Raw genomic sequence first — 12,024 nt, 5'->3', positions numbered from 1 at the left:
TCTTTTCTTGTGAATGGTACATGGCGGCAGGAAGGAGGCTGTTTATGGATAAGAAAGTCACAGAAGTTGTAGAAGCATTTGCGCAGCCAATTGTTGAAGAGTTAAATCTTGAACTTGTAGATGTAGAGTATGTGAAAGAAGGACAAGACTGGTTCTTACGCGTATTCATCGATTCTGAAAAGGGAGTCGACATTGAAGAATGCGGTGCGGTGAGTGAACGTTTAAGCGAAGCTTTAGATAAAGAGGATCCAATTCCTCATCTTTACTTTTTGGATGTGTCATCTCCTGGAGCAGAACGTCCATTAAAGAAAGAGAAAGACTTCCAGCAAGCGGTAGGAAAACAAGTGGCAATTAAAACATATGAGCCGATTGATGGTGAAAAGATGTTTGAAGGAAAAATGCTTTCCTACGATGGTACTACAATTACACTATTATTAACAATTAAAACACGTAAAAAAGAAATCCAAATTCCAATGGACAAAGTTGCAAATGCGCGACTTGCTGTTACGTTTTAGTTAGAAGGGGGATCTTCATGAGCACTGAGTTGTTAGATGCCTTGCTCGTATTAGAGTCAGAAAAAGGAATTAGCAAAGATATTATTATTGATGCGATTGAAGCAGCGTTAATCTCTGCTTATAAACGCAATTTTAACCAAGCACAAAACGTTCGTGTGAGCTTTAACCCACAAGTGGGAACAATCCAAGTTTTAGCACGTAAAGACGTTGTTGATAATGTGTTTGATCCACGTCTTGAAATTTCTGTTGAAGAAGCAAGACAAATTAATCCAAACTATCAAGATGGTGACGTACTAGAAATTGAAGTAACACCAAAAGATTTCGGTCGTATTGCAGCACAAACTGCAAAACAAGTTGTAACACAACGAGTGCGTGAAGCTGAGCGTGGTGTTATTTACTCTGAGTTTAGTGACCGTGAAGAAGATATCATGGTTGGTATCGTACAACGTCAAGATGCTCGTTTCATCTATGTAAGCTTAGGAAAAGTAGAAGCTTTATTACCTGTAAGTGAGCAAATGCCAAACGAACAATACAAACCACATGATCGTATTCGCGTATTCATTACGAAAGTAGAAAAAACAACAAAAGGACCACAAATTTACGTATCACGTACACATCCTGGTCTTTTAAAACGTTTATTCGAAATGGAAGTTCCTGAAATCTATGATGGAACGGTTGAAATTCGTTCTGTAGCACGTGAGGCAGGAGATCGTTCTAAAATCTCTGTACATGCAGAGAACATTGATGTAGATCCAGTAGGTTCTTGTGTAGGACCGAAAGGACAACGTGTACAACGCATTGTAGACGAACTAAAAGGTGAAAAGATTGACATCGTTCGCTGGTCAAATGATCCAGTAGAATATGTTGCCAATGCTTTAAGCCCATCACAAGTTGTGAAAGTACTTGTAGATGAAGAAGAAAAAGCAACAACAGTTGTTGTTCCAGACCACCAACTGTCATTAGCTATCGGTAAACGTGGACAAAATGCACGTCTTGCAGCTAAATTAACAGGTTGGAAAATTGATATTAAGAGTGAGTCTGATGCGAAACAACTTGGTATTGTAACAGAAGAAGATAGCGTAGTCGCATTCGGATTCGATTCTGTTGAAGACGAAATCGAATAGAGGTGATGAGTATGAGCAATCGAAAAGTTCCGTTACGAAAATGTGTTGCAACGCAAGAAATGAAATCAAAACGAGAGCTCGTTCGCATTGTTCGTTCCAAAGAGGGAGAAGTGTCTATTGATTTAACTGGAAAGAAATCAGGACGAGGTGCTTATTTATCAAAAGATAAAGAAAGCATTCTTCAAGCTCAAAAGAAAAATGTTTTGGAACATCATCTAAAAGCGAAAATCGACAGTTCTCTTTATGAAGAACTTCTTGAGCTTGTTGAGAAGGAGTCGAAATAAGTGTCCGATTGGAAATCGTTTTTAGGACTAGCAAACCGGGCTCGAAAAATTATTTCGGGTGAAGAACTCGTTTTAAAGGAAGTACGAAGTGGCAAGGCAAAACTTGTGTTGCTATCTGAGGATGCGTCAGTAAATACTACAAAGCGTATCACGGATAAAACGACGTACTACAACGTACCAATGAGAAAGGTCGAAAATCGACAACAATTAGGGCATGCGATTGGGAGAGATGAGCGAGTCGTTGTAGCTGTGTTAGATGAAGGCTTTGCGAAAAAGCTGCGTAGCATGCTCGATACAAATTACCGGGGGTGAAGGTATGAGTAAAATTCGAGTGCATGAATATGCGAAAAAACATAATATCTCAAGTAAAGATCTTATGACAAAACTAAAAGAAATGAATATCGAGGTTTCGAATCATATGACAATGTTAGACGATGAAGTAGTAAACAAATTAGATAATGAGTATCAAGCTGAAAAACCTTCTGTTGCAGATGAGTTTGAAGTAGAAGAAAAAGTTGTTCGTAGTAAAAAGAACAGCAATAAGAAAAAGAAAAAAGGCAAAGGAAACGAAGATAAGCGTCAAGAGAACTTTGCTGGAAGACAACAAACACAAACTGTAGAAACACCAGATAAAATTACTTTCTCTGGAAGTCTTACAGTAGGTGATCTTGCTAAGAAATTAAGCAAAGAGCCATCTGAAATTATTAAAAAGCTCTTCATGCTTGGAATTATGGCAACAATTAACCAAGATTTAGATAAAGATACAATTGAGTTAATTGCTAACGACTACGGTATTGAAGTAGAAGAAGAAGTAATTGTAAGCGAAACTGAGTTTGAAACATTCATCGATGAGCAAGATGATGAAGAGAACTTAAAAGAGCGTCCAGCTGTAGTTACAATCATGGGACACGTTGACCATGGTAAAACAACATTGCTTGACTCTATCCGTAACTCTAAAGTAACTGCTGGTGAAGCGGGTGGAATTACTCAGCATATTGGTGCATACCAAGTTGAAGTAAATGACAAGAAAATTACATTCTTAGATACACCTGGTCACGCGGCGTTTACAACGATGCGTGCTCGTGGTGCACAAGTAACGGATATTACAATCCTTGTTGTTGCAGCTGATGACGGTGTTATGCCACAAACAGTTGAAGCAATTAATCATGCGAAAGCAGCAGGAGTACCAATTATTGTTGCTGTGAATAAAATGGATAAACCAGCTGCGAACCCTGATCGCGTAATGCAAGAACTAACAGAATATGAATTAGTTCCAGAAGCATGGGGCGGAGACACAATTTTCGTACCAATTTCTGCGATTCAAGGCGAAGGAATTGACAACTTACTAGAAATGATTCTTCTTGTAAGTGAAGTAGAAGAGTATAAAGCAAATCCAAACCGCTATGCAACTGGTACTGTAATCGAAGCCCAGCTTGATAAAGGTAAAGGAACTATTGCGACATTACTTGTTCAAAACGGTACGCTTCGAGTAGGAGATCCAATCGTTGTTGGAACTACATTCGGTCGTGTTCGTGCAATGGTAAGTGATATTGGTCGTCGTGTAAAAGTTGCTGGTCCATCAACTCCTGTTGAAATTACAGGTTTAAACGAAGTACCACAAGCAGGAGATCGTTTCATGGCATTCGCTGATGAGAAGAAAGCTCGTCAAATCGGTGAATCACGTGCACAAGAAGCGTTACTTGCTCAACGTGGTGAGAAATCTAAATTAAGCCTTGAAGATTTATTCCAACAAATCCAAGAGGGCGATGTAAAAGAAATTAACTTAATTGTGAAAGCGGACGTACAAGGTTCTGTAGAAGCAATGGCAGCATCACTTCGTAAAATTGATGTTGAAGGTGTTAAAGTTAAAATTATCCATACAGGCGTAGGTGCGATTACAGAATCTGATATCATTTTAGCTTCTGCATCTAATGCAATTGTAATTGGATTTAACGTACGCCCAGATGTAAATGCGAAGCGTACAGCTGAATTAGAGAACGTTGATATTCGTTTACACCGCATTATTTATAAAGTAATCGAAGAGATCGAAGCAGCGATGCAAGGTATGCTAGATCCAGAATTTGAAGAAAAAGTAATCGGTCAAGCAGAAGTACGTCAAACGTTTAAAGTAACAAAAGTTGGAACAATCGCAGGTTGTTACGTAACAGATGGTAAAATTACACGTGATAGCGGCGTGCGTATTATCCGTGATGGTGTGGTAATCTATGAAGGTCAACTTGATACGTTAAAACGTTTCAAAGACGACGTAAAAGAAGTTGCTCAAAACTATGAGTGTGGTATTACAATTGAGAAATACAACGATCTTAAAGAAGGGGACATCATTGAAGCGTACATTATGGAAGAAGTGAAGCGATGATTATCGCTTCTCTCTCATTTGAGTGTATGATTTACGATGTGCATTCTTTAAAAGAGAAACGAGCAATTTTGCAACGGGTGTTAACTCGTGTGAAACAGCGTTATAACGTAGCTGTTTCAGAAGTAGGGCATCAAGATGTATGGCAACGTACAGAAATTGCGATTGTTTCCGTATCCTCAAATCGTGTTATTTGTGAAAAAGAAATGAATCGTGTACTTGAGTATATCGATTCATTTCCTGAAATTGAACGTACGATAACACAATTGGAATGGTATTGAATGAGGTGAAGAGTTATGAAATTACGTGCAAACCGTGTAGGCGAGCAAATGAAAAAAGAATTAGGCGACATCATCAGTCGTAAAATTAAAGATCCACGTGTCGGATTTGTTACTGTAACAGATGTACAAGTGAGTGGAGATTTACAAATTGCTACAGTGTATATTTCTGTTTTAGGTGATGAAGAGCAGAAAGAAAGTACACTAAAAGGTTTAGCGAAGGCAAAAGGCTTCATTCGTTCAGAAATTGGCCAACGTATTCGTCTTCGTAAAACGCCTGAAATTTCCTTTGAATTTGATGAATCTATCGGATATGGTCATCGAATTGATACACTTTTACATGAAATTAATAAAGAAGGTAAACGTGAAGAATAATGGATAGACATTTGTCTATCCATTTTTTCAATGTAAAATAAGTTTTAGGTAATGATTATGAAAGAATTACGATGAGGTGAACATATATGGAAGGTGTAGTATTATTACATAAGCCAAAAGGCATGACATCACACGATTGTGTATTTAAATTAAGAAAGATATTGCGTGAAAAACGAATTGGTCATACAGGAACATTAGATCCAGATGTAACAGGAGTATTGCCTATTTGTGTTGGACGAGCAACGAAGATTGCACAATTTTTAACAAGTGAAACGAAAACATATGAAGGTGAAGTAACATTAGGGTTTTCAACAACAACTGAAGATGCTTCAGGTGAAGTTGTGGAAACGAAACATGTAGATCGTGTTATTACTCGTAAAGAAGTGGAGGAGGTTCTTGCCGCATTAACAGGTACGATTGAGCAAATGCCTCCGATGTTTTCGGCTGTAAAAGTTAACGGAAAAAAATTATATGAATATGCAAGAGCAGGACAAGAGGTTGAACGTCCAGTTCGTACAATTACAATTCATGAATTTGTATTACTAGATGATCGTGAAGTGTTTGAAGGAGAAAATATTTCATTCCGTTTCCGTGTAACGTGTAGTAAAGGAACATATGTAAGAACATTAGCGGTAATGATTGGTGAAAAACTTGGTTTTCCATCACATATGTCACACCTTGTAAGAACGGCTTCTGGTGAATTTTTATTAGAGGATTGCATATCATTTGAAGAAATTGAGGAAAACGTGCAAAATGGAACAGTAGAGTCTATCTTCATTTCAATTGATGAAGCATTAAGTAAATTCCCAAAAATGGTTGTAGATGAAAAGCAAGCAGAAAAAATAAAGAATGGTATGTTCTTAAAAAATGAATTGCAAATAACGGCGCCATTTATAACAGTGTTTGATAAAAACGATCGTTGCCTTGCAATTTATGAGCACCATCCAAAGCACCCTGGTATGCTAAAGCCGATGAAAGTACTTGTGAATAATCAAGAACTAAAGCTATAATGAATTATTGGAAGGATTATTACAGAAAAAGGTGAATTCAAGCGTGAAACTTATTCATTTAACTCATCCACATGAACAAAATAAATTAGAATTACCACCTACTGTAATGGCATTAGGATTTTTTGATGGCATTCATTTAGGACATCAATGTGTGATTCGAACTGCGAAACAAATAGCGGATGAAAAGGGATATAAAAGTGCAGTGATGACATTTTATCCGCATCCATCTGTTGTTTTAGGTAAAAAGGAAGCGCATGCGGAGTATATTACACCAATGTGTGATAAAGAAAAAATAGTCGAGAGTTTAGGAATCGATATATTATATGTTGTTAAATTCGATGAATCATTTGCAGGCTTATTGCCACAACAATTTGTAGATGATTATATTATTGGTTTAAATGTAAAGCATGTAGTAGCAGGGTTTGATTATTCATATGGACGTTTAGGAAAAGGAAAGATGGAGACTTTACCATTTCATGCAAGAGGGGAGTTTACACAGACTGTGATTGAAAAAGTTGAATTTCAAGAAGAGAAAGTAAGTTCTACGGCATTACGAAAGTTAATTCGAAATGGCGAAATGGAGCAAATTCCATCTATTTTAGGTAGAGCATATACAGTAGGAGGAACGGTTGTACACGGTGATAAACGTGGACGTCAAATTGGTTTCCCAACAGCTAATGTAGGTTTAAGTGATGAGTATCTATTACCACCTGTAGGTGTTTATGCAGTGAGATTAAAAGTTCACGATGAATGGTACGATGGTGTATGTAATATTGGATATAAACCAACCTTTAAAGAAGATGAGCGCCAACTATCTATTGAAGTGCACTTATTCGAATTTAACAAAGACATATATGATCAAAATGTTACAGTAGAGTGGCATATGCGTATAAGAGAAGAGAAGAAATTCAATGGCATCGATGAGTTAGTTGAACAAATCGCAAAAGATAAGAAAACAGCACAAGAATATTTTGCGAACGAAAATAATATACTTGCTTTTTCAAATGAAAAGTAGTATTCTATGTTATGTACTTTATGACAACCATTGCTTGGCATTGCGACTCACCGACGCTTGCTAGGTAATCGGGGGTTTAATTAATAGGAGGTGAAATAGGATGGCTTTAACACAAGAGCGTAAAAATGAAATCATTGCACAATTTAGAACTCATGAGACTGATACTGGTTCTCCAGAGGTTCAAATTGCTGTCCTAACGGAGCAAATTAACACTCTAAACGAGCACTTACGTACTCACAAGAAAGATCATCATTCACGTCGTGGTCTATTAAAGATGGTTGGTAAACGTCGTAACTTACTAACTTACCTTCGTAATAGCGATATCACACGTTACCGTGAATTAATCACAAAGCTTGGCTTACGTCGATAGTCAAAGAAGCGGGAATATTCCCGCTTTTTTGTTAGGTAAAAATATATCTTCTACTCTTTATAGCTTACTTCATTTTCGGTAATACTAGAGGTAGAATATTGTGATATACTATCCATTTACATAGAAGAATTGAATACTTTAAATTGAGAGGGGTACTTAAATGAGTCAAGAAAAGCAAGTCTTCTCGATAGATTTAGCTGGTCGCCAGCTAACAGTTGAAACAGGTCAGCTTGCAAAGCAAGCAAACGGAGCAGTATTAGTAAGATATGGCGATACAGCGGTTCTATCTACAGCAACTGCATCAAAAGAAGCAAAAAATGTAGATTTCTTCCCACTTACAGTAAACTATGAAGAGCGTTTATATGCAGTCGGAAAAATTCCTGGCGGTTTCATTAAACGTGAAGGTCGTCCAAGTGAAAAAGCAATTTTGGCAAGTCGTTTAATCGACCGTCCAATTCGTCCACTTTTCGCAGATGGATTCCGTAACGAAGTACAAGTTGTCAGCATCGTAATGAGTGTTGATCAAGATTGTTCTTCTGAAATGGCAGCTATGCTTGGTTCTTCATTAGCGTTATCGATTTCAGACATTCCATTTGAAGGTCCGATCGCGGGTGCAACAGTTGGTCGTATTAACGGCGAATTCGTTATCAACCCAACAGTAGAACAGCAAGAACAAAGTGATATTCACCTTGTTGTAGCTGGTACGAAAGATGCAATTAACATGGTTGAAGCAGGAGCAGATCAAGTGCCTGAGGAAACAATGTTAGAAGCAATTATGTTTGGTCATGACGAAATTAAACGTCTAATTGCATTCCAAGAAGAGATTGTACAAGCTGTAGGTAAAGAGAAATCAGAAGTGAAACTTTATGAAGTTGACGCTGATCTTAACCAAGCTGTACGTGAAATGGCTGAGAAGGATATGCATTCTGCAATTCAAGTACATGAGAAACATGCACGTGAAGATGCAATTAACGAAGTGAAAAAGCGTGTAATTGAGCATTACGAAGCGCAAGAAGCTGATGCTGATACATTAGGACAAGTAAATGAGATTTTATATAAAATTGTAAAAGAAGAAGTACGTCGTCTTATTACAGTTGAGAAAATCCGCCCAGATGGCCGTAAAGGTGACGAAATCCGTCCATTAGCATCAGAGGTTGGCATTTTATCTCGTACACACGGTTCTGGTTTATTCACACGTGGACAAACACAAGCATTAAGTATTTGTACATTAGGCGCATTAGGCGATGTGCAAATTTTAGATGGCCTTGGTGTAGAAGAATCAAAACGCTTTATGCACCATTACAATTTCCCATCATTTAGTGTGGGTGAAACAAGACCAATGCGTGGACCAGGTCGTCGTGAAATTGGTCACGGTGCACTAGGAGAACGTGCTCTTGAGCCTGTAATTCCGTCTGAAAAAGATTTCCCATACACAGTACGTCTTGTATCTGAAGTATTAGAATCAAATGGTTCTACTTCACAAGCGAGTATTTGTGGTAGTACTTTAGCAATGATGGATGCTGGTGTTCCACTTAAAGCTCCAGTTGCAGGTATTGCAATGGGCCTAGTTAAATCAGGTGAGCATTACACAATTTTAACTGATATTCAAGGTATGGAAGATCATTTAGGTGATATGGACTTTAAAGTAGCAGGTACAGCACACGGTGTAACTGCACTACAAATGGACATTAAAATCGATGGTCTATCTCGTGAAATTTTAGAAGAGGCATTACAACAAGCGAAAGTTGGTCGTATGCACATTCTAGATCATATGTTATCTGTAATTGCAGAGCCACGCACTGAATTATCAGCGTACGCTCCAAAGATTATTACAATGACAATTAACCCGGATAAAATCCGTGATGTTATCGGACCAAGCGGTAAACAAATCAATAAAATTATTGAAGAAACTGGCGTTAAAATTGACATCGAGCAAGATGGTACAGTATTCATTTCTTCAATAAATCAAGAAATGAACGACAAAGCTAAGAAAATTATCGAGGATATCGTTCGCGAAGTACAAGTAGGTGAAATCTACGAAGGAAAAGTGAAACGTGTTGAGAAATTCGGTGCTTTCGTTGAATTATTCAGCGGTAAAGATGGATTAGTTCACATTTCTGAACTTGCACTTGAGCGTGTAGGTAAAGTAGAAGACGTTGTGAAAATCGGTGATGTAATTACAGTTAAAGTTATCGAGATTGACAAGCAAGGTCGCGTGAATTTATCTAGAAAAGTATTGCTAAAAGAAGAGCAAGAAAAAGAAGCTGCTAAAGAAGAAAACAAACAAGAGCAGCAATAAGCAAAAGCCAGTTTAACTGGCTTTTTTTGTTATGTAAAAATATGATTTGCATATATTTTTATGTCAGTATAGGTATAGTTTTCATTATAACGCTCAAATTAACAAAGATAAGAAGAAAAATGGTTTTTTATATAGTTAATGGGAGGGTTTATATGAAAACTCGTATATTGGCATACATATGTATATTCTTTTTATATGTCAGTGCAGGTTCTTATTCTGTTTTTGCACAGGATCACTTATATGAAGAAATTCAAAAGCATGCAAAACAATATGAGATTGCACCGCAAAATGCGATGATTGATAAGATATGGAAAGCAACACCAGGATATAATGGAAGACAAGTTGATATGGAAGCATCCTATAACAATATGAAGAAATTAAAGCAGTTTGATCAAAAACATCTTGAATTCAAGGAAGTATCACCGAGTGTCCACTTAGAAGATTTATCACCAGCACCAATTTATAGAGGTCATCCGGATAAAAAGATGGTCGGGTTAACAATAAATGTGGCATGGGGAAATGAATATTTGCCTCGTATATTAGAAATATTGAAAAAGCATGATGTGAAGGCGACTTTCTTTTTAGAAGGACGTTGGGTGAAAGAAAATTTACGATTTGCAAAAATGATTGTCGATGCAAATCAAGAAGTTGGAAATCATTCTTACACACACCCTAATATGAAAACGTTATCGTCTGATGAAATAAGAGATCAGTTACAAAAAACAAATCGAATGATCGAAGCAGCTACGAATCAAAAGGTAAGATGGTTTGCACCGCCGAGTGGAAGTTTTCGGGATGAAGTCGTGAAAATTGCAGATGATTTTCAAATGGGAACGATTATGTGGACTGTTGATACAATTGATTGGAAGCGACCTGAGCCAGGTGTACTATTGCAGAGAGTAATGAGAAAAATACATCCAGGTGCTATCGTATTAATGCATCCTACTTCGTCCACAACAGAAGCATTAGATACAATGATTACAAAATTGAAGGAACAAGGATATAAAGTAGGGAATATAACAGAATTACTGGATGAAAAACGTGTAGATTAAATACATTTGCATGACATTCATCCTTAAACTTGTTATCATTAAATAATAGCACTTATTTAGAGAAACTGGCAGTAGGAGGAAAGTTTTTGATTAAAAAATATACTTGTAAAAATGGTGTAAGAATAGTTATGGAGAATATACCAACTGTAAGATCGGTTGCGATTGGTATTTGGATCCATGCAGGATCAAGAAATGAAAATGAAAAAAATAACGGGATTTCTCACTTTTTAGAGCATATGTTCTTTAAAGGAACAGAAACACGTAGTGCACGTGAAATTGCAGAATCATTTGATAGCATTGGTGGGCAAGTGAATGCTTTTACTTCAAAAGAATACACTTGTTACTATGCAAAAGTGCTAGATGAGCATGCTAAATATGCTTTAGATGTATTAGCAGATATGTTCTTTAATTCAACATTTGATGAAGAAGAACTGAAAAAAGAGAAGAATGTCGTATGTGAAGAAATTAAAATGTACGAAGATGCTCCAGATGATATTGTGCATGATATGTTAACGAAAGCAACATATGAAACGCATCCGCTTGGATATCCTATTTTAGGAACAGAAGAAACGCTTAATACGTTTACAGGTGATACGCTACGTCAATATATTAAGGATCATTACACACCTGAAAATGTAGTTGTATCAATTGCAGGAAATATTGATGAAGCCTTTTTACAAACAGTAGAGCAATATTTCGGTAGTTATGAAGGAACGACAAACCGTGAACAAGTACATAGCCCAATTTTCCATTTTAATAAGGTAGCACGTAAAAAGGAAACAGAACAAGCTCATTTATGTTTAGGATATAAAGGCTTACAAATGGGACACGAAGATATTTATAACTTAATTGTATTAAATAACGTTTTAGGCGGTAGTATGAGTAGCCGTTTATTCCAAGAAGTACGTGAGCAACGCGGGTTAGCTTACTCAGTATTCTCTTACCATTCTTCTTATGAAGATACAGGCATGTTAACGCTGTATGGTGGAACAGGTAGCCAACAATTGGATACACTGTATGAAACAATGCAAGAAACATTAGAAACATTGAAAAATACAGGTATTACAGAAAAAGAGCTTATGAATAGTAAAGAACAATTAAAAGGAAACTTAATGTTAAGTTTAGAAAGTACGAATAGTCGTATGAGCCGTAATGGTAAAAATGAATTGCTACTTCGTAAGCACCGTTCACTTGATGAGATTATTGAAAGTGTAAACACGGTAACAAAAGAAAATGTAGATGAGTTAATTCGTAACATGTTTACAGATGAATTTTCTGCAGCATTAATTAGTCCAGATGGAAAACTTCCAAAAGGAATAAAACTGTAA

General features: G+C 36.9%; 13 protein-coding genes. All 13 read left to right on the top strand.

The features are described from left to right. Nucleotides 1–44 precede the first annotated feature (44 nt). The 13 genes from rimP to BAQ46_RS06625 all read left to right on the top strand — a co-directional run bounded on the left by rimP (nt 45) and on the right by BAQ46_RS06625 (nt 12,024). Complete coding sequence (rimP, locus tag BAQ46_RS06685) at nt 45–515, top strand: ribosome maturation factor RimP (RefSeq protein ID WP_000359097.1); 471 nt, start codon at nt 45–47, stop codon at nt 513–515. A 17-nt stretch (nt 516–532) separates the two neighbouring features. Further along, on the top strand, nt 533–1,639 hold the full coding sequence (gene nusA / locus BAQ46_RS06680) for a transcription termination factor NusA (protein WP_000102609.1): 1,107 nt from the start codon (nt 533–535) through the stop codon (nt 1,637–1,639). A gap of 11 nt (nt 1,640–1,650) precedes the next feature. Continuing rightward, nucleotides 1,651–1,923, top strand: coding sequence for an RNase P modulator RnpM (rnpM, locus tag BAQ46_RS06675; RefSeq protein ID WP_000071128.1), 273 nt, complete (start codon nt 1,651–1,653; stop codon nt 1,921–1,923). After that, entirely contained in the window at nt 1,924–2,235 is a 312-nt protein-coding gene (locus BAQ46_RS06670; RefSeq protein ID WP_001286523.1) for a YlxQ family RNA-binding protein, read from the top strand. 4 nt (nt 2,236–2,239) lie between these two features. Further along, complete coding sequence (gene infB, locus BAQ46_RS06665; RefSeq protein ID WP_000036342.1) at nt 2,240–4,300, top strand: translation initiation factor IF-2; 2,061 nt, start codon at nt 2,240–2,242, stop codon at nt 4,298–4,300. Further along, nucleotides 4,297–4,578 (top strand): DUF503 domain-containing protein, encoded by a 282-nt coding sequence (locus BAQ46_RS06660; protein WP_000582364.1) that lies wholly within the window; start codon nt 4,297–4,299, stop codon nt 4,576–4,578. The genes infB and BAQ46_RS06660 overlap by 4 nt, the downstream gene beginning before the upstream one ends. Nucleotides 4,579–4,593: 15 nt before the next feature. After that, nucleotides 4,594–4,950 carry a 30S ribosome-binding factor RbfA gene (gene rbfA / locus BAQ46_RS06655; protein WP_000776443.1) on the top strand — a complete coding sequence of 119 codons (357 nt, stop codon included), beginning with the start codon at nt 4,594–4,596 and terminating at the stop codon, nt 4,948–4,950. Between the two features lie 86 nt (nt 4,951–5,036). After that, nucleotides 5,037–5,960: a tRNA pseudouridine(55) synthase TruB gene (gene truB, locus BAQ46_RS06650; RefSeq protein WP_061131602.1), complete on the top strand. Its 924-nt coding sequence runs from the start codon at nt 5,037–5,039 to the stop codon at nt 5,958–5,960. A gap of 43 nt (nt 5,961–6,003) precedes the next feature. Then, nucleotides 6,004–6,975: a bifunctional riboflavin kinase/FAD synthetase gene (gene ribF, locus BAQ46_RS06645; protein WP_000766710.1), complete on the top strand. Its 972-nt coding sequence runs from the start codon at nt 6,004–6,006 to the stop codon at nt 6,973–6,975. Nucleotides 6,976–7,075: 100 nt separating this feature from the next. After that, nucleotides 7,076–7,345 (top strand): 30S ribosomal protein S15, encoded by a 270-nt coding sequence (gene rpsO, locus BAQ46_RS06640; RefSeq protein WP_001229392.1) that lies wholly within the window; start codon nt 7,076–7,078, stop codon nt 7,343–7,345. A gap of 160 nt (nt 7,346–7,505) precedes the next feature. Beyond that, nucleotides 7,506–9,644: a polyribonucleotide nucleotidyltransferase gene (pnp, locus tag BAQ46_RS06635; protein ID WP_000076746.1), complete on the top strand. Its 2,139-nt coding sequence runs from the start codon at nt 7,506–7,508 to the stop codon at nt 9,642–9,644. Between the two features lie 152 nt (nt 9,645–9,796). Beyond that, nucleotides 9,797–10,696 (top strand): polysaccharide deacetylase family protein, encoded by a 900-nt coding sequence (locus BAQ46_RS06630; RefSeq protein WP_000857421.1) that lies wholly within the window; start codon nt 9,797–9,799, stop codon nt 10,694–10,696. A gap of 86 nt (nt 10,697–10,782) precedes the next feature. Continuing rightward, the gene (locus BAQ46_RS06625) at nt 10,783–12,024 is read left to right on the top strand and encodes a M16 family metallopeptidase (protein ID WP_000592994.1); all 1,242 of its coding nucleotides are present in this window, start codon (nt 10,783–10,785) and stop codon (nt 12,022–12,024) included.

The organism is Bacillus paranthracis (genome assembly GCF_001883995.1).
GTDB classification, from domain to species: domain Bacteria; phylum Bacillota; class Bacilli; order Bacillales; family Bacillaceae_G; genus Bacillus_A; species Bacillus_A paranthracis.
This window is presented reverse-complemented; position numbering and strand designations above follow the sequence as displayed.